Below are 20,729 nucleotides of genomic sequence, written 5' to 3' on the forward strand. Positions count from 1 at the left end.
GCGCATCGCGGCGCGCCGGAACCGTCATCCGTGAAAGGAAACCCATGTACGCCAAACTCCGCACTCCCGTCCGGGCCGCCGTCCTCGGCCTCGGGCTCGTTGCCCTGCCCGCCCTGGCGCAGAACGTGGCCAAGGTCAATGGCCAGCCCATCCCCCAGATCTACATGGACGTGATCGTCAAGGAACAGGTCGCCCAGGGGCTGCCCGACAACGAGCAGCTGCGCCAGGCGGTCAAGGACGAGCTCATCCGCCGCGCCGTCATCGCCGAGCAAGCGAAGAAGGCGGGGCTCGACAAGAGCCCCGAAGTGAAGGCCGAGATGGAGCTCGCCCGTCAGGGCGTGCTCGTGCGCGCCTACCTCAAGGATTTCGTCGCCAAGAATCCCGTGAGCGAAGAAGAGATCAAGAACGCCTACGAGAAGATCAAGACGATGTACTCGGGCAACGAACTCCACACGCGCCACATCCTGGTGGAGAAAGAGGACGAAGCCAAGGACATCATCGCCAAGCTCAACAAAGGCACTTCGTGGGATGAGCTGGCCAAGCAGTCGAAAGACACCGGCAGCAAGGACAAAGGAGGCGATCTCGGCTGGGTGACGCCCGACATGTTCGTGCCCGACTTCGGCACGGCGCTGGGCAAGATGCAGAAGGGCGAGACCTCCAAGACCCCGGTCAAGACCCAGTTCGGCTACCACGTGATCCGCGTCGACGACGTGCGCCCGCAAACGCCGCCGCCGCTCGAGCAGATCCGGCCGCAGATCGAGCAGCAGCTGCAGCAGCAGAAGATCCAGAAGCACCTCGAAGAGCTGGTCGCGAAAGCGAAAGTGGAATAAGAAAGAAGCAAGGGGTGCCCCTGCTCCTTGCAGGAAGCCCCCTGCGCCACTTCAGCGGCCGATCAGCCCGCGAAAGATCTCCTTCACCGCCGGCACCACCGGCGGCTGTTCTTCTTGCACCTGCCCTTCTTCCGGTGGCGCAAGCCGCCGGCGGATCGCCTCCTTGGCGAAATCCCGGGCCAGTTCCTCGGTCACCACCCGGTAGGCGGGCGAAGCGAGCGGCCCCGTCACTTCCAGCGGAATCGGCAGCCCGAGCAGGACGGCGAGCGGTCCGTCTTGCTGCACTTCGGGCGTGGCGGTCAATCGCACCCGCAGGCGGTAATCGAGCTCCGAACGGATCAGATCCACGCGACCGGCCCCCTCGGCGGTGAAGAGCGCCGTGCGGCCGAAGAGGTCGTCGTTGCGCAGCACGCCGCCAGCCAGCACCCCGCTGCCGGAGAGTTCCTCGAACGGCGTGCGGTCCCCTCCTCCGCCGCCGGCCGGCCGCTCGCCGCGCAGCACGGCCGAAGCGTCGCGCAACAGGCGTTCGACGTCCACCCCCAGCACGGCTCCGTCACGCACCCGTGCGCGCAGCGTGCCCTGGGCCGAGCGCAGCGCCTCGTTGGCCGTCAGCCCCCGTCCGCGCAAGGCGAAATCGACGCTCCCTTGGCCGGTGAGCGAAGATTTGCCGTACACGGCGGTAAGCAGCCGCGCCACGTCGACCCCCTCGAGCCGCCCCTCCGTTTGCCAGTGAGGCGACCCGGCGAGATCGTCCAGGTTTGCCTGAAGGCGCAGGGCTCCGCCGTAGGCGCTTCCGCTGAGCGTCGTCTCCACGCGATCGCCCGGCAGATCCGCCCCCAACCGCCCTTGCAGCGCGACCTCGTCCACGCTGAGCTCGAGCGCGTCCAGGTGCAGCGCGGCGGCGTCGGCCAGCACGTCGGAAGACAGGCGCACCCGACGCAGAGCCGACGACGGCAGATCGAGCGCCACGCCCTGCGCCTCGAGCCAGGCGCGAAGATCGAACTCCGGCACTTCCAGCCGCCCCACCCAGCGCGGCGCGCGCGGCCACTGCTCCAGCCGGCCGGCCAGGCTCATCTGGCTGCGCTCAGACAGCGCCAGGGTCGCTTTCAGCGGCACCGCTGCCTCGGACACCACCGGCCCGGCCTCGAGCGCGAGCGGCCCGAGGCGAAACGGCTGCTCGCGCCCCGCCCCATACCACAGGACATACGCCTCGCGCACCGACACGCGGCCCAAAGCAAGCGGCAGGGCGGCCGCCCTCGCCCCCGCCGGCTCGGCCGCAGGCGCGGGTTCGGCCTCGGCTCCGGACGCCGCGGCCACGGACGTCGGGCGGTCGAACCGCCAGTTCTGCCGCCCGTCGGAGCGGCGCTCGAGGTGCAGGCGCACGCCTTCCAGCGTGAGCGTATCCACCTCGATCCGGCGGGAGAACAAGGCCAAAAGATCCACCCCAAGCGCGAGCCGATCGATCTCGGCCAGGGCGGGGGAGGAGAACCCCGGCGGGTTGCCCAGGCGCACCGTCTGCGCTTCGAGCGCAAGGCGGGGCCAGAGCGCGAGCTGCAGCTCACCGTGCACCTCGAGGGAACGCCCCAGGTGGGCCTGCGCCCAGCGGTCGATCTCGTCGCGGTAACGCGCCGCATCGAAAGTGGCCACGAACACCGCTAGCGCAGCCACGGCGACGGCAACGAGCACGAGTACGCCAAGGAGCAGGCGTTTCATCATGGGATTCCCCTCTTTACCCAGGTTCAGAACATCTCCTCGTCGAGCGCCAGCACACCGGCCGCGCCTTCGGTGACCGTCATCCCCAGCGCCGGGGCGCGGGCGAGCACATGGTCGGCATAGAAGCGCGCCGTGCCGATCTTGGCGCGATAAAACGCCTCGTCTCCCCCGCCTTCGGCCAGGCGCTTGGCCGCCACCAGCGCCGACAGACCGAGCTGCCAGCCACCGCAGACGATGCCGAAGAGTTCGAGCAGCGGCACCGAAACCGCATGGGCCGCTTTTGGGTTGGACCCGTAGGTCTCGAGGATGTAGGCCACGCCTTTTTCCAGGGCATCGATGCCGGCGCCAAGCCGGCGCGCGAGCACGCCGAAGTCTTCGCCCGGCTGCGCGCGCAGTTTCTCCGCCGCCAGCCGCATCTCTTCGATGAGCCCCCGGGCGATGACGCCGCCGTTGCGGGCGATCTTGCGGCCGATGAGATCGTTGGACTGGATCGCGGTGGTTCCTTCGTAGATGGGGGTGATGCGCGCATCGCGGTAGTGCTGCGCCGCCCCCGTCTCCTCGATGAAGCCCATGCCGCCGTGCACCTGGACGCCGAGCGAGGCGATGGTCACCGAGTTCTCGGTGCACCAGCCCTTGACCACCGGGGTCATGAGCTCGACGAAGCCGCGGCTGCGCTGGCGCACCGATTCGTCCGGATGGTGGTGCGCCAGATCGAACGCCGCCCCCACCGTATAGGCGAGCGCACGCATGGCCTCGGTCTGTGATTTCATCAGCATCAGCATGCGCCGCACGTCGGGGTGGCGGATGATGGGCACGCGCGGCCCGCTCTTGACACCGACCTCGAACCCCTGGATGCGCTCCTTGGCGTAGGAGAGCGCCTTTTGATAGGCGCGCTCGGACAGCGCCAGCCCTTCGAGGCCGACGGCGAAGCGCGCCTCGTTCATCATGATGAACATGTATTCGAGGCCGCGGTTGGGCTCGCCCACCAGGGTGCCGACCGCGCCGCCGTGGTCACCGAAGGAGAGCACGCAGGTGGGGCTGGCGTGGATGCCGAGCTTGTGCTCGATGGAGACGCAGCGCACGTCGTTGCGCGCCCCCAGGCTGCCGTCGGCATTGACGAGGAATTTCGGCACGACGAAGAGCGAGATGCCCTTCACCCCCTCGGGCGCGCCGGGCAGGCGCGCGAGCACGAGGTGCACGATGTTCTCGGCCAGGTCGTGTTCGCCGTAGGTGATGAAGATCTTCTGGCCGTAGAGCTTGTAGGTGCCGTCGCCCACCGGCTCGGCGCGGGTGCGCACCGCCGAGAGGTCGGAACCGGCCTGCGGCTCGGTGAGGTTCATGGTTCCGGTCCACTCGCCGCTCACCATCTTGGGCAGATACATTTTCTTCTGCTCGGGCGAGCCGCACAGCATGAGGGCCTCGATCGCCCCCTGGGTGAGCATGGGGCACAGCGAGAAGGCGAGGTTCGAGCCTTTCCACAGCTCCATCACGGCAGTGGCCACCACTTTGGGCAATCCTTGCCCGCCGAACTCGGGCGAGCGGGCAAGCGCCGTCCAGCCGGCCTCGCGAAAAGCGGTGTAGGCCTCTTTCCAGCCGGGCGCCGTCTTCACTTCGCCATCCTGCCACACGGCGCCGTGCACGTCGCCGACCCGGTTCAAGGGGGCGAGCACCTCCTCGGCGAACTTGCCGCCCTCTTCGAGGATGGCCGCCACCACGTCGGGGCTCGCCTCCTCGCACTGCGGCAGGCGCGCGATCTGCTCGAGGCCGATCAGCTCTTCGAGCACGAAACGCATGTCTTTCAGCGGGGCACGATATTCACTCATGGATTACTCCTACAGGGTTTTCGTCGTTCGAATCCCGGAGCCTGGGCTCCGGTACCTGTTCCCTTTCCACCCCGGTCGAATGCCGGCTTCGTTTTTTCATTTGTTTTTCAGGTATCGGGCATCGTCGAAAGCCGCCACCCAGTCAGGACGATAGACCACGAACATCGTGATCACCACCCCACTGAGCCACGATTCGGCAAAGCCCATGAGCACAAAATAAGGTGCCCAATCTTGCAGCAGGTGCTCCAGCGTATAGGCGCCAGCTCCCCACAATACCAGGATGGCGAGCGCCCCTTCGGCGAGCAGCGTCAATCCCGACCCGAAGAAGGCCACCACGAAGATGAACACGAAAAAATGCGCCGGTAAGAATCGCGCGACGAAGCGGCGCCAGGCATCGGCAAAGATCACCGGCCAGACCGACGTCACGAGAAAATTGAGCGCATAGGCCGGTGCATCGAACGCCCCATTGGCGCACACCACGGCGAGGGCCAAGCCGAGCGCCAGGGTGGCGAGCGGCGCCCCCAGCGAGAGCGTGGCGGCCATCGCCCCGAGCACGTGGAAGGTAAGCCCCGCTTCGATGCCGGCGCGAATGCTCCACAGCAACGCCAGCCCCAGCGCCCAGCCCGCGACGAGATGGAAACGCCGGTCGTCCTTGAGCGCTTGCCAAGGGGTGTGGCGAGCGCTGCGCCAAAGCCACAGCCCCGCCAGCACCCAGGAACCGGCGATCCATTCTGCGGAAAAGAGCGCCGAAGGCAGGTTCATCTCGCGCCGTGTCGCTCACAGTTTCTGCGTCAGCTCCGGCACCGCCTGGAAGAGATCGGCCACCAGGCCGTAATCGGCCACCTGGAAGATGGGCGCTTCGGGATCCTTGTTGATCGCCACGATCACCTTGGAATCCTTCATGCCGGCCAGGTGCTGGATGGCCCCGGAAATGCCGATGGCGACGTAGAGCTCGGGCGCGACGATCTTGCCGGTCTGGCCGACCTGATAGTCGTTGGGGGCATAACCCGCGTCCACGGCGGCGCGCGAGGCGCCGATGGCCGCGCCGAGCTTGTCGGCAAGCGGCTCGAGCACCTCGTGGAATTTCTCCGCACTGCCCAGACCGCGCCCACCGGAGACGATGATGCGGGCGTTCGTCAGTTCGGGGCGCGCCGACTTGGTCACTTCCCGGCCGACCACCTTGGTGGGCCCCGGCTCGGCGATGGCCTCGATCGCCTCGATGGGGGCGTTTCCGCCGTCCCCCACGGCGTCGAACGCGGTGCCGCGCACGGTGATCACCTTGATCGGATCGCCCGAGCGCACGGTGGCGAGCGCGTTGCCGGCGTAGATCGGGCGCACGAAGGTGTCGGCGTCGATCACCTTGACGATGTCGGAGATCTGGGCCACGTCGAGCAGCGCCGCGATGCGCGGGGCCACGTTCTTGCCGAAGGCCGTGGCCGGCACGAGGATGTGGGTGTATTCCTTGGCGATTTTGAGCGCCTGGGCGGCGAGCGCCTCGGCGGTGAGATCTGCGAGCGCCGGCGAATCGGCGAGCAGCACGCGGGCCACGCCCTCGAGCTTGGCCGCCTGTTCGGCGACCGCCCGGCAGCCATGGCCGGCCACCAGCACGTCGGCTGCCGCGCCCAGCGCCTTGGCGGCGCCCAGGGCATGCGCCGTGGCCGGAGCGAGTTTCTGGTTGTCGTGTTCGGCGATGACGAGAATCTTCATGGTATTTGGCTCCCGGCTCAGATCACTTTGGCTTCGTTGCGCAGTTTCTCGATGAGCTCATCGACGCTGCCCACCATCACCCCCGCCTTGCGCTTGGGCGGCTCTTCGACCTTGAGGGTGGCAAGGCGCGGCGTGACATCTACGCCGAGCGCTTCGGGCGTGAGCGTATCGACGGGCTTTTTCTTCGCCTTCATGATGTTGGGCAAGGTGGCGAAGCGCGGCTCGTTCAGACGCAGGTCGGTGGTGATGACTGCGGGCAGCGGCAGCTCGACCGTCTCCAGCCCGCCGTCGACTTCGCGCGTGACCCGGGCCTTGCCGTCGGCGATCTCCACCTTGGAAGCGAAGGTGGCTTGCGGCCAGCCGAGCAGCGCCGCGAGCATCTGGCCGGTCTGGTTCGCGTCGTCGTCGATCGCCTGTTTGCCGGCGATCACCAGGCCCGGTTGCTCTTTCTCCACCACGGCTTTGAGGAGCTTGGCCACCGCCAGCGGCTGCAGCTCCACGTCGGTCTGCACCAGGATGCCGCGGTCGGCCCCCATGGCCATGGCCGCGCGCAGCGTTTCCTGGCACTGGGCCACGCCACAGCTGACCACGATGACCTCGCTCGCCACGCCCGCTTCCTTGAGCCGGATCGCCTCTTCCACGGCGATCTCGTCGAAGGGGTTCATGGACATCTTGACGTTGGCGGTATCCACGCCGCTGCCGTCGGGCTTGACGCGGATCTTGACGTTGTAATCCACCACGCGTTTTACCGGTACCAGGATCTTCATTTTTCTCCCCGAGTTGAGTATGCCATCTCGACCTCGCCCGGCCGGGCCGGGCCACCCCTTGCGGGATCGTGCTCCATACGGTATCGTATGGAAAGGATTTCGTCAAGATGGCAACCGTGAACGACCCAAACCGCTCCCCCGTCGAGCGTGCCTCGCTCGATCGCGCCGCCTGGATCGAGGCAGCGATCGATCTCATCGCCACGGAAGGAATCGCCGGCCTGCGCATCGAGACGCTGGCGCGCAAGCTGCGCGTCACCAAGGGCAGCTTCTACTGGCATTTCCGCGACCGCCGGGCGCTGCAGCGGGCGCTGCTCGAGCACTGGCGCGAGGGGCGCATCCGCGACATCCACAAACAGACCCGTGCCCGACCAGGGCACGAGGCCGAGCAGTTGCGCCACGTGATCGACGTCTATAGCGCGAGCCGCAACCGCAAGGGCATCCTCATCGAACTCGCCATCCGCGAATGGGCGCAACGCGACCCGGAAGTGGCCGAAGTGGTGGCGGAAGTTGATGCGATCCGGCTCGCCTGCGCCCGCGACCTCTTCCTCGCGCTGGGGCTTTCGGAAGAAGAGGCCACGGCGCGGGCCACGCTCCTCTACGCCTACGTCTTCGGCTTCTCGCTCATGCACGTCGAGCGCATGCCGCAGGAAATCGAGCGTCTGAAGACGCGCATCGCCGGCTGGATCACCGGACCCGCTGCGGGCGACGACGAGGGCAGCAGCGAGCGCCTGCACGCCGAATGAAGGGCGCCGCGTCCAACCGTCGCGAGCGACGACGGAACAAGACGACCGGAGCATGTCACAGCCGAAGCACGCGGCGCGCGTTCTCGCCCGTGCGCTCGATCACTTCAGCAACCGTGCAGCCGCGCAGCTCCGCGAGGATCTCGGCGTAGCGCGCCAGATCCGCCGGCACGGTGCGCCGGTCCTGCGCCCAGACGGGCGGGATGTCCGGCCCGTCGGTCTCGAGCACGATCGCCTCCCAGGGAAGCTCGGCGGCGAGCCGGCGGACGTGGCGCGACCCTTCGTAGCTCATCGTGCCGCCGAATCCCAAAGCAAATCCCAGGCGCAGCGCCCGTTCCGCCTGGGCGAAGGAGCCATTGAAAGCGTGCAGGATGCCGCCAGCCACGCGGTGCTTCGCCAGGCTCTGGAGCACGTCCTCGACGGCTCGGCGCACGTGCAGGATCACCGGCAGACCGAGTTGCTGTGCCAGCCGCAGCTGGGCCTCGAACCAGGGCCGCTGCGCTTCGAGCGAAGGGGAAGCGACGAAGCGGTCGAGCCCGATCTCGCCGATCGCCACCGTCGGGTGCGCCGCGATCCAGGATTCCAGCTGCGCCATCGCCGCGGCGCAGGCGCCCGGCCCATCCGGCTTGGCTCCGGCAAGCGCCTCGGCGTGGCGCTGCACCTCGTGTACGTAGAGCGGGTGCACGCCCCAGGCGAGCCGCGCTTCGGGCACGTCCCGGCATTTTTCCGCCTGCCGGGCGAAAAGCCCGGGCACCACGCCGGGCACGACGAAAAGGCCGATACCGGCCGCGCGCGCTGCCGCGAGCAGATCCTCGCGATCGGCGTCGTATTCTTCGGCGTCCCAGTGCAGGTGGGTGTCGATCAGCATCCGCGCCACTGCGGCGGACGTTTCTCGATGAAGGCGTCTATCCCTTCGGCGGCGTCCTCGGCCATCATGTTGCAGGCCATCACCTCGCCGGCAAGCTGGTAGGCCGCCTCGATCCCCATCTCCAGCTGACGGTAGAAAAGCTCCTTGCCCATGCGCACCGCCACGGGGGATTTGGCCTTGATCGCGGCGGCGAGCCGCTCCACCTCCTCATCGAGCGCCTCCGGGGCGACGACGCGATTGACGAGGCCGCGGCGGCGCGCCTCCTCGGCGTCGATGAATTCCCCCGTGACCAACATTTCGAACGCCTCCTTGCGCCCCATGTTGCGGGACAGGGCCACGGAGGGAGTCGAACAGAACAGCCCGACGTTGATGCCGGAGACGGCGAAGCGCGCCTGACTACTCGCCACGGCAAGGTCGCACATGCCCACGAGCTGGCAACCGGCGGCCGTGGCAATGCCATGCACGCGCGCGATCACCGGCACCGGTAATCTGATGAGGGAGAGCATCACCTCGGAGCACAATGCGAAGAGCCGGCGCTGGAAATCCAGCGTGCAGTTGGCCCGCATCTCCTTGAGGTCGTGCCCGGCGCAGAAGGCTTTGCCGGCGCCGGCGAGCACGACCACGCGCACGGCCGGATCCTGCGCCGAGCTCAGCGCCTCGCGCAAGGCTTCCAGCATCGCCCAGGAGAGCGCGTTGTACTGCTGCGGCCGGTTCAGGGTGAGGGTGAGCACGCCGTCTTCGAGCTTGGTGTGCACCAGGGGCTCGGCGGCGGTCGTCTGGGATTGGTCCATGTTCGGGTCTCCTCTGGGGAATGGATCACGGCCCGTTCATGATACGCCAAGCTCAGCCGGCGTGCGCTTGTGCCGCAAAATCCGGCAACGGTGCGCGCAATCCCCCCAAAAGGAAACTCATGAGCCGCGCTTCGAGCTTGGCCGGATCGTGATCGTCGAAGGATTCTCCGGCAAGCTGCTGCAGCCCCCCGGCGCCGGCGATGGCGTAGGAGACGGCGCCCAGCATGAAGTGGAAACGCCAGAAGATCTCCGCGTGCGGCACGCCCGGCAGGGAGCGGTAGAGCGCCTCGAGGTATTCGTCGGTGACGTCGCCGTACTCCTTGGCGAGCACGTGCCGCACGAAGGCGCTCGGATCGGTCATCGTCCGGCCCAGGAGCTGGAGAAAGCGCCGCCCTCCTTCCGTGCGGGCCAGTTCCAGCAATGGGGCGAAGAAGGCTTCGACGATGCGACTGGGTCGCACCGCCTTTCCCAGCGCCTCGGCGTCGCGCTGAAGCTGCGCCAGGCGGCGTCGTCGCTCCTCCGTGATCTCGGCCAGACGCCGGCGGAAGATCTCGCGCAGCAGGTTCTCTTTGGATCCGAAGTGATAATTGACCGCCGCGAGGTTGACCCCGGCCCGGGCGGTGATCATGCGCATGGAAGCGCCTTCGAAGCCGTGCTCGGCAAAGAGCGCCTCGGCCGCATCGAGGATTTTCTCCCGCGTCTCGGCACCGCAGACCGGACGCGGGGGTTTCCTTTCCTTTTTCTCGCTCACGCTCGCACCCCCGCCGTCACGTCGCCGTCGCCATAATGCCAAGGGAAGCGGCGCCGCATCTCGGCCTCGATCCACTGTGCCGCCAGGCGATTGACCTCGTCGACGCTCTTTCCCTGGGGATCGATCGGCGGTCCGATCGACACCAGCACTTCACCCGGGATCTTGACGAAGGCCCCCTTGGGCCAGAATTCACCGGCGTTGTGCGCGATCGGCACCACCGGCACGCCCGCCGACACGGCAAGCGCCGCGCCGCCAGCGAGATAGCGCCTCGTGTGCCCCGGCGCCACCCGGGTGCCTTCGGGGAAGATGAGCACCGAGAAGCCCTGCGCGAGCCGCTCCTTGCCCTGCTCGATCACCTGCTGCAGCGCGCCGCGCCGGTCGTTGCGGTCGATGGCGATCATCGAGCAGCTCGCCAGTCCCCAGCCGATGAAGGGGATGCGCAGCAGCTCCTTTTTCAGCACGAAGACGAGCCGCGGCAGGATCGCCTCCAGCACCAGCGTCTCCCAGGCCGACTGGTGCTTGGCGAGAAAGACGCAGGGCCGCGCCGGGATATTCTCCCTCCCCTCCACCCGCCAGCGGATGCCGAGCACGTGCCAGATGAGGAAGGCGGTGATCTTCGCCCAGAAACTGACGATGCGATGGCGCGGCAGCGGCGGCAAGGGACGCACGGCGACCGTCACCAGCGAATAGGGCACCGTCACGAGCGTCATGAGCACGACGAAGAGGATCGAGCGGATCCAGGCCGAGAGCGGGGCGCGGCGGGGGCTCATGGCGACTCCGTGAGCCGGCGGGCGACTTCGGCCAGATCTTCGGCGATGGTCACGTTCTCCGGCAGCAGACCGCTTGCCAACGTCTGCCGCCCTTTGCCGGTGAGCACCAGCCACGGGCGGCAGCCGGCGGCAACCGCCGCCTGGATGTCGCGGATGCCGTCGCCCACCGCCGGCACCTGCGACAGATCCACGCCGAAGCGCTGCCCGATCTCGAGCAGCATCCCCGGCTTGGGTTTGCGGCAGGCGCAGTTCTCCACTTCGGCGTGCGGGCAGAAGAAGATGGCGTGGATGCGCCCGCCCACTTCGGCCAGGCGCCGCAGCATGGTCTCGTGGATCGCGTTGAGGGTATCCATGCCGATGAGGCCGCGACCGATCGCCGACTGGTTGGTGGCGATCACCACGCGCCAGCCCCACTGGGTGAGCTGGGCGATCGCCTCGAGCGAACCGGGAATGGGGATCCATTCCTCCGGACTCTTGACGAACTGCTCGGAATGCTCGTTGATCACCCCGTCGCGATCCAGCACGATGAGTTTCATCGCTGCCCCCCTCAGGCGCCGGCCTCGCGCGCGAGTACCGACAGGTCGGCCACCTGGTTCATGAGCCGCCACAGCTCGCGCAGCAGCGCCAGACGGTTGGCGCGCAAGAGCGGCTCGTCGCACAGCACCATCACGCGATCGAAGAAGGCATCCACCGGCGCGGCGAGCGCCACCAGCGTGCTGAGCGCCTGGGCGTAGGCCTCGTTTTCCAGATGCGAGGCGACGTAAGGCGCCACGGCGTGCATCTTCTCGAAGAGCGCCTTCTCCTCGGGTTCGGCAAAGAGGGCCACGTCGACGTGCGCCGCGCCCTCTTCGCCCGCTTTCCTGAGCAGGTTGGCGATGCGCTTGTTGGCCGCGGCGAGCGTGGGCGCTTCCGGCGCCTCGAGGAAAGCGGCCACCGCCTCGAGCCGCGCCGGCACCGTGTCGATGCGGCCCGGGCGCAGCGCGAGCACTGCATCGATCGCATCGAGCGCATGCCCCGCCTCGCGCAGCCAATGGCGCAGACGCTCGTCGAAGAAGCGGCGCAGTTTCTCGACGGTATCGGCCGGAGCCTGGGCACGCACCGCCGGGGGCTGCTCGGCGAGCGCGCGCTCGATCGCCGCGTCGAGCTCGAGCGGCAGCGGCGTCTCGACGGCGATGCGCAGCACCCCCAGCGCGGCGCGGCGCAGACCATAGGGATCTTTCTCGCCGGTGGGGATCTCGCCGATGGCAAAGAGCCCGGCGAGCGCGTCGAGCCGCTCGGCGAGCGCCACGATTTTCCCCGTGAGCCGGCGCGGCAGCGTGTCGCCGGCAAAGCGCGGCTTGTAGTGATCCTCGATCGCCTCGGCCACCGCTTCCGGCTCCCCGTCGGCGAGCGCATAGTAGCGCCCCATCACGCCCTGCAGCTCGGGGAACTCACCCACCATCTGGGTGACGAGGTCGCACTTCGCCAACCTTGCCGCACGCCGCGCGAGCGCCACGTCGGCGGCCAGCCGCTCGGCGAGCCAGCCTGAGAGCGATTCCAGCCGCGCCACGCGCTCGCCCAGGGTGCCGATGCGGTTGTGATAGACGATGGCATCCAGCCGCGGCAGGCGCGATTCCAGCCGTTCCTTGCGGTCCTGCTCGTAGAAGAAGCGCGCATCGGCCAGGCGCGGGCGCACCACCCGCTGGTTGCCCTCGACGATGTTGCGGCTCTTGGGCTCGGGCAGGTGCATGTTCGAAACGATGAGGAAGCGGTTCGTCAGCCGCCCCTGCGCATCGAACAAGGGAAAATACTTCTGGTTCGCCTGCATCGTCAGGATGAGGCACTCGGGCGGCACGGCGAGGAATTCCTCCTCGAAGCGCCCGACATAGACGGTGGGATGCTCGACGAGGGCGGTTACTTCGTCGAGCAGCGCCGCATGCTCGCCCAGAACGTCCCCTTCGGCGGCGGCCTTTTCCTGCAGCTGGCGTTCGATCTCGGCGCGCCGCTCGGCGAAGTCGGCGATGACCTTGCCCTCGGCGCGCAGCGTCGGCTCATAGGCCTCGGCATGGGCGAGCTCGATCGCACCGCGGCTCATGAAGCGATGCCCCAGGGTCTCGCGGCCCGAGTCCAGGTCGAGCACTCGCCCCGGCACCACCCGTGCGCCGTGCAGCAGCACCAGGCGATGCACCGGGCGCACGAACTGCGCCTCGCCCGAGCCCCAGCGCATGAGCTTGGGGATGGGCAAGGCGCGGATCGCCTCGGCCACGAGCACGGCGAGCGCCTCGTCGAGCCGCGCCCCTGCTTCCACCGTGTGCAGGTAGAGCATTTCCTGCTTGCCCTCGATGCGGCGCTCGAGCTTGGCGTTCTGCAGCGTGAGCCCCTTGGCGGCGAGGCGCTTTTCCAGCGCCGCCGTGGGCTTGCCGGCGGCATCGAACGCCACCGCCACGGGCATGAGGCGTTCTTCTTTGGCCTGATCGGGCGCACGCTCGCGCACGCCGCTCACCTGCACCGCCAGCCGCCGGGGGCTGGCGAACCAGCGCCAGGGCGCGTCGGCATCGACCAGGCGCCGCGCCTGTAGGCGCTCGAGCACACCGCGCCCGAAGGCTTCGCCCAGCCGCGGCAGCGCCTTGGGCGGCAGTTCCTCGGTGACGAGTTCGACCAGCAGGGTTTCCCGTTCACTCATGACTCAGGCTCCTTTCTTTGCGGCCGCGGCGAGCATGGGAAAGCCCAGCGCCTCGCGGCTGGCGAGATAAGCCTGCGCCACCGCGCGGGCGAGCGCCCGGATGCGCCCGATGTAGGCGGCGCGCTCGGTCACGGAGATCGCCCCGCGCGCATCGAGCAGGTTGAAGGTGTGCGCAGCCTTGAGCACCATCTCATAGGCGGGCAGCACCAGCGCCGCCTCGATCAGCCGCTTGGCTTCAAGCTCGAAATGCCCGAAAAGTTCGAAGAGCAGGGGCACGTTGGAATATTCGAAGTTGTACTTCGATTGCTCCACCTCGTTCTGGTGGAAGACGTCGCCGTAGGTGACCACCCGGCCGTCGCCCGTGCGCGTCCAGACGAGGTCGTAGACGTTCTCCACGCCCTGCAGGTACATCGCCAGGCGCTCGAGCCCGTAGGTGATCTCGCCCAGCACCGGCCCGCAGTCCAAGCCGCCGACCTGCTGGAAGTAGGTGAATTGCGTCACTTCCATGCCGTCGAGCCACACCTCCCAGCCCAGGCCCCAGGCGCCGAGCGTGGGGTTCTCCCAGTCGTCCTCGACGAAGCGCACGTCGTGCTCGCGCGGGTCGATCCCCAGCGCCACGAGGCTGGCGAGGTAGCGATCCTGGATGTCGAGCGGCGAGGGTTTCAGCACCACCTGGAACTGGTAGTAGTGCTGCAGCCGGTTGGGGTTCTCCCCATAGCGCCCGTCCTTGGGCCGGCGCGAGGGCTGCACGTAGGCGGCGTTCCACGGCTCGGGGCCGATGGCCCGCAGGAAAGTGGCGGTATGCGAGGTTCCCGCGCCCACTTCGAGGTCGTAGGGCTGCAGCAGCACGCAGCCCAGCTCGGCCCAGTAGCGCTGCAGGCGCAGGATGAGGTCCTGAAACGTGGGTTTTTCTTCGCTCATAGTCCGTCCGGATGCTCGATGGCGGCGCAAAGGCGCCATTTTACGGGCTAACGCGGCGCGGCGCCAGCAGAACTGCAGGCCGCGGCGCCATCGAAAGCCCCCGCCGCAGCTTGCGGCAAAAGAGGAAAAGGGAATGCGCGGCACGCCAGAAACCGCCTCTCACCGGGCGTCAGTCCCATCCTACCTCGAGCAACCACGTCTGCCCCAACCGCGACCACACCGCCGCGAGGTAGGGCGCGAAGGGCTGGGGCGGCCGCGCTGGATCGGCCCAACACAATCCGTCGCAGCGGTGCGGCTCGGCGATGCGCGCTTCCCCCTGCCAGCGACGTGCCTCGAAGAGGAACTCGATGCGGTTGGTGTCGGATGCGCGATGCACCACCGCCACCGGCGTGAGCGCCTCCTGCGCCACCTCGATGCCCAGCTCCTCGGCGAGCTCGCGCACCGCGGCCTGCCGCAGGCTCTCGCCGTTTTCCACGTGCCCGCCCGGCAGGCTCCAGAACCCGTCGAAAAAGCCCGTACCGGCGCGGCGCAGGAAAAGCACCCGGCCCTGCTCGTCGAAGAGCCGTACCTGCACCGCGGTGGGGATGGCGAACCGCACTGGCGTGGCGCTCAAGCGTGCCCCGTGCTGCCGAATCCGCCCGCGCCCCGCTCGCTCGGGTCGAACGACTCCACCGCGACGAGACGCGCATGGATCACCGGCACGATCACCAGCTGGGCGATACGCGCGAGCGGCTCGACCACGAACGCCTCATCGCCGCGATTCCACAGCGACACGAGGATCTCTCCCTGATAGTCCGAATCGATGAGCCCGACGAGGTTGCCCAGCACGATGCCGTGCTTGTGTCCCAACCCCGAGCGCGGCAGGATGAGGGCCGCAAGGCCCGGATCGGCCAGATGGAGCGCGATGCCGGTGGGCACGAGCGCCGTGGCACCGGGCTCGAGCTCGAACGGAGCCGCGATCGCCGCGCGCAGGTCCATTCCCGCGGCACCCGGCGTGGCGTACTGCGGCGGGCGGGCCGCGATGCGCTCGTCGAGAAAGCGCACCTGCACCGTCACTTCGTCATTACCCTGCGTCGGAGCGCTCATAGATCCCCCCGTTCCACGGCCGTGTCGATCAAGCCAAGGCGCTGCGCCACGTGCCGCACGATGCCCCAGGCAACCTGGACCTTGTCCGCAGTCGGCAAGGGAATGCGGCCGTTCTCGTCGTAGAGCACGACGGTGTTCTCGTCGCGCCCCATCGCCTCCTGCACGAGGTTCCCGACCACCAGCTGCAGCCCTTTTTCCCGGCGCTTGCGCTCGGCGTATTCGTCCAGATTCTCGCTCTCGGCGGCGAACCCGATGCACCAGGGCGGCTCGGGCAGCGCCGCCACCTCGGCGAGGATGTCGGGATTGCGCACCAGCTCCAGCGTGAGCCGTTCCGCCCCCTTCTTGATCTTTTGCGGCGAGACGCGCGCCGGCCGATAGTCGGCCACCGCCGCCACCGAGGCGAAGATGCGATGCCCCGGGACGCGCTCCAGCACCGCCGCGCGCATCTGCTCGGCGGTGGTCACGTCCACCCGCGTCACGCCCAAGGGCGTGGGCAGGCTCACGGGGCCGGAGACGAGCGTCACCGCGGCGCCGGCCTGCGCGAACGCCTGCGCCAGCGCATAGCCCATCTTGCCGGAACTGAGGTTGGTGAGCACGCGCACCGGGTCGAGCGGCTCGTAGGTCGGCCCGGCCGTGACCAGCACCGCATGCCCGGAGAACCACTTCGGCGCGAAAAACGCTTCCAGCCGCGCCACGATCTCCTCGGGCTCGATCATGCGCCCGGGACCGGTCTCGCCGCAGGCCTGTTCGCCCTCGGCGGGCCCCCAGACGAGCACGCCGTCGGCGACGAGCCGTTCCCGGTTGCGCTGCGTGGCCGGATGCAGCCACATCTGGCGGTTCATCGCCGGCGCCACGGCCATCGGGCAGGCGCGCGCCAGCGCGAGCGTCGCCAACAGATCGTCGGCCTGCCCCTGGGCGAAGCGCGCCATGGCATCGGCCGTGCAGGGCGCCACCAGCAGCAGGTCCGCCCCGCGCGTGAGATCGATGTGCGCCATGGCGTTGGCGCGTCGCTCGTCCCAAGGGTCGCACCACACCGGCCGCCCCGAGAGCGCCTGGAAGGTGGTGGGCGTGACGAAATGCGCCCCGCCCGGCGTGAGCACCACGTCGACCTGCGCTCCGGCCTTGACGAGCCGGCGCACGAGTTCGGCCGCCTTGTAGGCCGCCACCCCCCCCGTCACGCCCAGCACGATCCGCCGACCGAACAGAAAGGGCGGCGCCCCGCTTTCATTGCGCTCCATCTTCTCTCCTCTTCCCCGTTGCGCCCGGGGCGCACTTCATGGAAAATGCATCTCGTCTCGTTCGCTGCGCAGGCGCCCCATGCCCATCACCGACTGGCCAGAACAGGAACGCCCTCGCGAGAAACTGCTCGAACGCGGCGCCTCAGCCCTCTCGGACGCCGAGCTCCTGGCGATTTTCCTCCGGGTCGGCGTGCGAGGCAAGAGCGCCGTCGATCTCGCGCGCGACCTACTCACACACTTCGGTGGCGTGCGCGCGCTCGTCTCCGCCCAGCCCAAAGCCTTCGCCGCCGTGCATGGCGTGGGCCTGGCCAAATACGCGCAGCTCCAGGCCGCCTTCGAGCTCGCCCGCCGGGCGCTGGCCGAAACCGCCCGCGAAGCCGACCTTCTCTCCGATCCCGAGAGCGTCAAGGATTGGCTGCGCCTGCGGCTCGCCGGGCTGGAGCACGAAGTCTTTTACGCCCTGCTGCTCGACAACCGCCACCGCCTGCTCGCCGCCCACGAACTCTTTCGCGGCACCGTCGACCAGACGGCCGTCCACCCGCGCGAACTCGTCAAGCTGGCGCTCCACGCCAACGCAAGCGCCGTCATCGTCGCGCACAACCACCCCAGCGGCGCCGCCGAGCCGAGCCGCGCCGATGCCGCACTTACCCGCACGCTGCGCGAGGCGCTGGCGCTCATCGACGTACGCCTGCTCGACCATTTCATCGTCACGGCAGGTAACGTCGTCTCGCTCGCGCAACTCGGTATGCTCTGAACCCGGAACGAGCCGCCAAGTCCACTGCAGCAAAAAGAAAAATCCGGTGCAAAATTTTAAAAAAAGCCCTTGCTACGCCAGTAAATGAGAACTATAATCAATCAGGCCTATCCAACCGATCGAATTTGCCCATCGCTACCCGGAGTCTTGCCATGGTTCCTGAGTCCGCCGCCAAAGCCTTTCCCCTTCCCGTGGCCCCGCTCGGTTGCCGCCTGCGCATCGCCGCGCTCCACGGCGGCGCCGAATTCACGCGCCGTCTCACCGAACTCGGCTTGAACGTCGGCTGCGAGATCACCTTGCAGCAACGCGAGGGCGGAAAATTCGTCGTCAAGCGCGGCGAGACGCGCTTCGCACTCGGCGGCGGCATGGCGCACAAGATCCTGGTGCATGAATCCCTCGTGGCGGAACGCGATGCCCATGCTGCTGCGTGACCTCGCCGTGGGCGAGCGCGCCCGCGTCACCGGCTATGCGCCCGGCGGCGAATCCTACCGCCGCAAGCTGCTCGCGATGGGCCTCACGCCCGGGGCCGAGCTCGTCGTCACCCGCATTGCCCCCATGGGCGATCCGCTCGAGATCCGCACCCGCGGCTTTTCCCTGTCGCTGCGCAAGGGCGAAGCCGCCGCCGTGGAGGTGGAAAAAATCCAATGAAAAACGCCTACACCATCGCCCTCGTCGGCAACCCCAACTGCGGCAAGACCACGCTCTTCAACGCGCTCACCGGCGCCAAGCAGCGCGTGGGCAACTGGCCCGGCGTCACCGTCGAGAAAAAGACCGGCGAGTACCGTTTCGAAGGCGATGAAGTCGAGGTGGTCGACCTACCCGGCACCTATTCGCTCGACGTCGTGGGCGAAGACATCTCGCTCGACGAGCGCATCGCCCGCGATTACGTCCTCTCGGGCGAGGCCGACCTCGTGGTCAACGTCGTCGACGCCGCCAACCTCGAGCGCAATCTCTACCTCACGCTGCAGCTGGCGGAGATGCAGGTGCCGCTGCTCGTCGCGCTCAACATGGTCGACGTCGCCGAGAAGAAAGGCATGAAGATCGACGTGGCGGCGCTTAGTGAGCGGCTCGGCTGCCCCGTAGTCCCGATCGTCGCCAGCGAGAACCGGGGCATCGCCGAGCTCAAGGCGGCGATCCGGCAAGCCATCGTCACCGCCCCCCAGCCGCGCGCCGTTCCCTATGGGGAGGAAGTGGAAACGGCGCTCGCCGAACTCGTGCCCGAGCTCGAACCGATCGCCGCGCAGAAAGGCTGGTCCCCGCGCTGGCTCGCCGTGCGGCTGCTCGAGGGCGACGCGCTCGCGCGCGCGAGCGTCGACGAACCCCTCGCCCGGCGCGCCCAAGCCCTTGCCGAGCGTTTCGGCGGCGAACTCGACATCCTCGTGGCAGACGCCCGCTATAGCCTCGCCAACGACATCGTGCATCACGCCGTGCACGTTGCCGGCCAAGCCCCGGCCGACCTCACCGAGCGGATCGACCGCGTCGTGCTCAACCGCGCCCTGGGAATCCCCATCTTCCTTGTGGCGATGTACCTGATGTTCCTCTTCACGATCCGCGTGGGCGGGGCCTTCATCGATTTCTTCGACCAGCTCGCCGGGGCGATCTTCGTCGATGGCTTCGCCGAGGCGCTCAACGCCATCGGCTCGCCCGACTGGCTCACCGGGCTGCTCGCCCACGGCGTGGGCGGTGGCATCCAGACGGTGGCCACCTTCATCCCGGTGATCGGCTTCCTCTACCTTTTCCTCTCAATGCTCGAAGATTCGGGCTACATGGCGCGCGCCGCCTTCGTCATGGACCGATTCATGCGCTGGGTAGGGCTGCCGGGCAAGAGCTTCGTGCCGCTCATCGTCGGCTTCGGCTGCAACGTCCCGGCCATCATGGCCACGCGCACCCTGGAGCACCGCCGCGACCGCCTCATGACGATCGCCATGGCCCCCTTCATGTCCTGCGGCGCGCGCCTGCCCGTCTATGCACTCTTCGCCGCCGCCTTCTTCCCCACGGGCGGCGAGAACGTCATCTTCGCCCTCTACCTCATCGGCATCGCCGTGGCGGTGCTCACCGGGCTCATCCTCAAAAACACCCTGCTCAAGGGCGAGGCCACGCCTTTCATCATGGAGCTGCCGCCCTACCACCTGCCCACCGCGCGCGGCGTGCTGCTGCACACCTGGGAGCGCCTCAAGACCTTCATCGTGCGCGCCGGCCGGCTCATCGTCCCCATGGTCGTGGTCATCAACTTCCTCAACGCGATCGGCACCGACGGCAGCTACGGCAACGAGCACAGCGACAAGTCCGTGCTCGCCGCCGTCGGCCGCACCCTCTCCCCCGTCTTCGCCCCCATGGGACTCACCGAAGAGAACTGGCCCGCCACGGTGGGCATCTTCACCGGCGTGCTCGCCAAGGAAGCCGTGATCGGTACCTTGAACGCCACCTATACGGCGCTCGCCGCCGAAGACGCCGGCGCGGCGCAAGAAGAGGAAGCCGCGTTTTCTCTAGGCGAAGCGGTTGCGGCGGCGTTCGCCACCATTCCGCAGAATCTCGCCGATGCGCTCGGCGCCTGGGCCGATCCGTTGGGGCTGCGGCAGGCCGAAGAAGGAAACGAGGAAGTCTCGCAGGCCGCCTTCGGCGCCATGGCCGCGCGCTTCGACGGCGCGGTCGGAGCGCTTGCCTACCTGCTCTTCATCCTGCTCTACACCCCCTGCACCGCCGCCACTGCTGCGGTTTACCAGGAATCCGGCCGGCGCTGGACGCTCTTCGTCGTCGCCTGGACGACGGGCATCGCCTGGGCCACAGCGACGCTTTTCTATCAGGCGGCCACCTTCAGCCGCGCGCCGCTCGCCTCGACCGCGTGGATCGCAGGCATCGCCGCGTTCTTCGCCCTCGCCTATCTCCTCATGCGCCGCAGCGGCGGCGCATTCCTCTCCCCGGCGGCAGCCGGAGGCACCAAGACAGTCCGCCAAGGGGGTTCCGCATGATCCTCTCCCGCCTCAGCGACACCCTGCGCCAGCAGCGGCGCGCCAGCCTCGACGATCTGGCCACGGCACTGCAGGCCGCCCCCGAGGCGCTCGAAGCCATGCTCGCCACGCTCGAGCGCAAGGGCCGCGTGCGGCGCCTTCCCGCCGGCTCCTCCTGCGGCAAGAGCTGCTGCGCCTGCGACCCGAAACGCCTGCAGATCTACGAGTGGATCGAACCCTCTGGTAGTATCTCCTGAACCCCGCAACTCTTCCTTCATATCCCCGTAAGAAGCGGAGTACCCAGTTTTTGGGCGCTGAATCGCGGCTCCTCTGGAGCAAATTCTTGGTGCGGAGTCCCGA

At 68.1% G+C, this 20,729-nt stretch carries 22 protein-coding genes; 7 read left to right on the forward strand and 15 right to left on the reverse strand.

Going from position 1 to position 20,729, the window contains the following annotated elements:
* The first annotated feature begins 44 nt into the window (after positions 1-44).
* A complete protein-coding gene (locus ASC37_RS02980) occupies positions 45-830 on the forward strand; it encodes a peptidyl-prolyl cis-trans isomerase (protein WP_055422950.1) in 786 nt (261 codons plus the stop codon).
* Positions 831-881: 51 nt separating this feature from the next.
* Here the strand turns inward: ASC37_RS02980 and ASC37_RS02985 are convergent, their stop codons facing one another.
* The 5 genes from ASC37_RS02985 to ASC37_RS03005 all read right to left on the reverse strand — a co-directional run bounded on the left by ASC37_RS02985 (position 882) and on the right by ASC37_RS03005 (position 6,840).
* Positions 882-2,546 (reverse strand): AsmA-like C-terminal region-containing protein, encoded by a 1,665-nt coding sequence (locus tag ASC37_RS02985; protein WP_055422951.1) that lies wholly within the window; start codon positions 2,544-2,546, stop codon positions 882-884.
* A gap of 23 nt (positions 2,547-2,569) precedes the next feature.
* Entirely contained in the window at positions 2,570-4,366 is a 1,797-nt protein-coding gene (locus tag ASC37_RS02990) for an acyl-CoA dehydrogenase (RefSeq protein ID WP_055422952.1), read from the reverse strand.
* A gap of 96 nt (positions 4,367-4,462) precedes the next feature.
* Positions 4,463-5,128, reverse strand: a complete 666-nt coding sequence (locus ASC37_RS02995) for an energy-coupling factor ABC transporter permease (protein ID WP_072247896.1) — start codon at positions 5,126-5,128, stop codon at positions 4,463-4,465.
* Positions 5,129-5,143: 15 nt separating this feature from the next.
* Complete coding sequence (locus ASC37_RS03000; RefSeq protein ID WP_055422953.1) at positions 5,144-6,073, reverse strand: electron transfer flavoprotein subunit alpha/FixB family protein; 930 nt, start codon at positions 6,071-6,073, stop codon at positions 5,144-5,146.
* 17 nt (positions 6,074-6,090) lie between these two features.
* The gene (locus tag ASC37_RS03005) at positions 6,091-6,840 is read right to left on the reverse strand and encodes an electron transfer flavoprotein subunit beta/FixA family protein (RefSeq protein WP_055422954.1); all 750 of its coding nucleotides are present in this window, start codon (positions 6,838-6,840) and stop codon (positions 6,091-6,093) included.
* 107 nt (positions 6,841-6,947) lie between these two features.
* Here ASC37_RS03005 and ASC37_RS03010 point away from each other — a divergent pair, with 107 nt between their 5' ends.
* Positions 6,948-7,583 (forward strand): TetR/AcrR family transcriptional regulator, encoded by a 636-nt coding sequence (locus ASC37_RS03010; RefSeq protein ID WP_055422955.1) that lies wholly within the window; start codon positions 6,948-6,950, stop codon positions 7,581-7,583.
* A 55-nt stretch (positions 7,584-7,638) separates the two neighbouring features.
* On the opposite strand, the gene ASC37_RS03015 is transcribed toward ASC37_RS03010, so the two are convergent.
* From ASC37_RS03015 to coaBC, 10 genes are all read right to left on the reverse strand, one after another.
* Entirely contained in the window at positions 7,639-8,448 is an 810-nt protein-coding gene (locus tag ASC37_RS03015; protein ID WP_055422956.1) for a TatD family hydrolase, read from the reverse strand.
* Positions 8,442-9,239 carry an enoyl-CoA hydratase gene (locus ASC37_RS03020; RefSeq protein WP_055422957.1) on the reverse strand — a complete coding sequence of 266 codons (798 nt, stop codon included), beginning with the start codon at positions 9,237-9,239 and terminating at the stop codon, positions 8,442-8,444. The genes ASC37_RS03015 and ASC37_RS03020 overlap by 7 nt, the downstream gene beginning before the upstream one ends.
* A gap of 52 nt (positions 9,240-9,291) precedes the next feature.
* Positions 9,292-9,990 (reverse strand): TetR/AcrR family transcriptional regulator, encoded by a 699-nt coding sequence (locus tag ASC37_RS03025; protein WP_055422958.1) that lies wholly within the window; start codon positions 9,988-9,990, stop codon positions 9,292-9,294.
* Complete coding sequence (locus ASC37_RS03030; protein ID WP_055422959.1) at positions 9,987-10,760, reverse strand: lysophospholipid acyltransferase family protein; 774 nt, start codon at positions 10,758-10,760, stop codon at positions 9,987-9,989. The genes ASC37_RS03025 and ASC37_RS03030 overlap by 4 nt, the downstream gene beginning before the upstream one ends.
* Positions 10,757-11,296: a D-glycero-beta-D-manno-heptose 1,7-bisphosphate 7-phosphatase gene (gene gmhB, locus ASC37_RS03035; RefSeq protein WP_028874543.1), complete on the reverse strand. Its 540-nt coding sequence runs from the start codon at positions 11,294-11,296 to the stop codon at positions 10,757-10,759. The genes ASC37_RS03030 and gmhB overlap by 4 nt, the downstream gene beginning before the upstream one ends.
* Before the next feature lie 11 nt (positions 11,297-11,307).
* Positions 11,308-13,422: a glycine--tRNA ligase subunit beta gene (gene glyS, locus ASC37_RS03040; protein ID WP_055422960.1), complete on the reverse strand. Its 2,115-nt coding sequence runs from the start codon at positions 13,420-13,422 to the stop codon at positions 11,308-11,310.
* A 3-nt stretch (positions 13,423-13,425) separates the two neighbouring features.
* Positions 13,426-14,343 (reverse strand): glycine--tRNA ligase subunit alpha, encoded by a 918-nt coding sequence (gene glyQ / locus ASC37_RS03045; RefSeq protein WP_055422961.1) that lies wholly within the window; start codon positions 14,341-14,343, stop codon positions 13,426-13,428.
* 169 nt (positions 14,344-14,512) lie between these two features.
* A complete protein-coding gene (locus ASC37_RS03050) occupies positions 14,513-14,956 on the reverse strand; it encodes an NUDIX domain-containing protein (protein ID WP_269745010.1) in 444 nt (147 codons plus the stop codon).
* Positions 14,953-15,399, reverse strand: a complete 447-nt coding sequence (gene dut, locus ASC37_RS03055) for a dUTP diphosphatase (RefSeq protein ID WP_028874547.1) — start codon at positions 15,397-15,399, stop codon at positions 14,953-14,955. The genes ASC37_RS03050 and dut overlap by 4 nt, the downstream gene beginning before the upstream one ends.
* A 26-nt stretch (positions 15,400-15,425) precedes the next feature.
* Positions 15,426-16,667 carry a bifunctional phosphopantothenoylcysteine decarboxylase/phosphopantothenate--cysteine ligase CoaBC gene (gene coaBC / locus ASC37_RS03060; protein ID WP_037989611.1) on the reverse strand — a complete coding sequence of 414 codons (1,242 nt, stop codon included), beginning with the start codon at positions 16,665-16,667 and terminating at the stop codon, positions 15,426-15,428.
* Positions 16,668-16,746: 79 nt separating this feature from the next.
* Here coaBC and radC point away from each other — a divergent pair, with 79 nt between their 5' ends.
* From radC to ASC37_RS03085, 5 genes are all read left to right on the forward strand, one after another.
* Positions 16,747-17,421 carry a RadC family protein gene (gene radC, locus ASC37_RS03065; protein WP_028874549.1) on the forward strand — a complete coding sequence of 225 codons (675 nt, stop codon included), beginning with the start codon at positions 16,747-16,749 and terminating at the stop codon, positions 17,419-17,421.
* Positions 17,422-17,573: 152 nt separating this feature from the next.
* A complete protein-coding gene (locus tag ASC37_RS03070; protein ID WP_051240675.1) occupies positions 17,574-17,852 on the forward strand; it encodes a FeoA family protein in 279 nt (92 codons plus the stop codon).
* Positions 17,839-18,069 carry a FeoA family protein gene (locus ASC37_RS03075; protein ID WP_055422986.1) on the forward strand — a complete coding sequence of 77 codons (231 nt, stop codon included), beginning with the start codon at positions 17,839-17,841 and terminating at the stop codon, positions 18,067-18,069. The genes ASC37_RS03070 and ASC37_RS03075 overlap by 14 nt, the downstream gene beginning before the upstream one ends.
* The gene (gene feoB / locus ASC37_RS03080; RefSeq protein ID WP_055422962.1) at positions 18,066-20,390 is read left to right on the forward strand and encodes a Fe(2+) transporter permease subunit FeoB; all 2,325 of its coding nucleotides are present in this window, start codon (positions 18,066-18,068) and stop codon (positions 20,388-20,390) included. Before ASC37_RS03075 ends, feoB begins: the two co-directional genes overlap by 4 nt.
* Positions 20,387-20,626, forward strand: a complete 240-nt coding sequence (locus ASC37_RS03085; RefSeq protein ID WP_055422963.1) for a FeoC-like transcriptional regulator — start codon at positions 20,387-20,389, stop codon at positions 20,624-20,626. The genes feoB and ASC37_RS03085 overlap by 4 nt, the downstream gene beginning before the upstream one ends.
* Positions 20,627-20,729: the final 103 nt, after the last annotated feature.

The sequence above is a fragment of the Tepidiphilus thermophilus genome (assembly GCF_001418245.1).
GTDB lineage: Bacteria > Pseudomonadota > Gammaproteobacteria > Burkholderiales > Rhodocyclaceae > Tepidiphilus > Tepidiphilus succinatimandens.

What these genes read in the sequence shown, in the direction of transcription:
- ASC37_RS03085 (WP_055422963.1), top strand. Translation starts at nt 20,387, where the DNA reads ATGATCCTCTCCCGCCTCAGCGACACCCTGCGCCAGCAGCGGCGCGCC.
- ASC37_RS03075 (WP_055422986.1), top strand. Translation starts at nt 17,839, where the DNA reads ATGCTGCTGCGTGACCTCGCCGTGGGCGAGCGCGCCCGCGTCACCGGC.
- ASC37_RS03015 (WP_055422956.1), bottom strand. Translation starts at nt 8,448, where the DNA reads ATGCTGATCGACACCCACCTGCACTGGGACGCCGAAGAATACGACGCC.
- coaBC (WP_037989611.1), bottom strand. Translation starts at nt 16,667, where the DNA reads ATGGAGCGCAATGAAAGCGGGGCGCCGCCCTTTCTGTTCGGTCGGCGG.
- ASC37_RS03070 (WP_051240675.1), top strand. Translation starts at nt 17,574, where the DNA reads ATGGTTCCTGAGTCCGCCGCCAAAGCCTTTCCCCTTCCCGTGGCCCCG.
- gmhB (WP_028874543.1), bottom strand. Translation starts at nt 11,296, where the DNA reads ATGAAACTCATCGTGCTGGATCGCGACGGGGTGATCAACGAGCATTCC.
- glyS (WP_055422960.1), bottom strand. Translation starts at nt 13,422, where the DNA reads ATGAGTGAACGGGAAACCCTGCTGGTCGAACTCGTCACCGAGGAACTG.
- ASC37_RS02990 (WP_055422952.1), bottom strand. Translation starts at nt 4,366, where the DNA reads ATGAGTGAATATCGTGCCCCGCTGAAAGACATGCGTTTCGTGCTCGAA.
- ASC37_RS03010 (WP_055422955.1), top strand. Translation starts at nt 6,948, where the DNA reads ATGGCAACCGTGAACGACCCAAACCGCTCCCCCGTCGAGCGTGCCTCG.
- ASC37_RS03000 (WP_055422953.1), bottom strand. Translation starts at nt 6,073, where the DNA reads ATGAAGATTCTCGTCATCGCCGAACACGACAACCAGAAACTCGCTCCG.
- radC (WP_028874549.1), top strand. Translation starts at nt 16,747, where the DNA reads ATGCCCATCACCGACTGGCCAGAACAGGAACGCCCTCGCGAGAAACTG.
- ASC37_RS02980 (WP_055422950.1), top strand. Translation starts at nt 45, where the DNA reads ATGTACGCCAAACTCCGCACTCCCGTCCGGGCCGCCGTCCTCGGCCTC.
- ASC37_RS03030 (WP_055422959.1), bottom strand. Translation starts at nt 10,760, where the DNA reads ATGAGCCCCCGCCGCGCCCCGCTCTCGGCCTGGATCCGCTCGATCCTC.
- ASC37_RS03020 (WP_055422957.1), bottom strand. Translation starts at nt 9,239, where the DNA reads ATGGACCAATCCCAGACGACCGCCGCCGAGCCCCTGGTGCACACCAAG.
- glyQ (WP_055422961.1), bottom strand. Translation starts at nt 14,343, where the DNA reads ATGAGCGAAGAAAAACCCACGTTTCAGGACCTCATCCTGCGCCTGCAG.
- ASC37_RS03005 (WP_055422954.1), bottom strand. Translation starts at nt 6,840, where the DNA reads ATGAAGATCCTGGTACCGGTAAAACGCGTGGTGGATTACAACGTCAAG.
- feoB (WP_055422962.1), top strand. Translation starts at nt 18,066, where the DNA reads ATGAAAAACGCCTACACCATCGCCCTCGTCGGCAACCCCAACTGCGGC.
- ASC37_RS02995 (WP_072247896.1), bottom strand. Translation starts at nt 5,128, where the DNA reads ATGAACCTGCCTTCGGCGCTCTTTTCCGCAGAATGGATCGCCGGTTCC.
- ASC37_RS02985 (WP_055422951.1), bottom strand. Translation starts at nt 2,546, where the DNA reads ATGATGAAACGCCTGCTCCTTGGCGTACTCGTGCTCGTTGCCGTCGCC.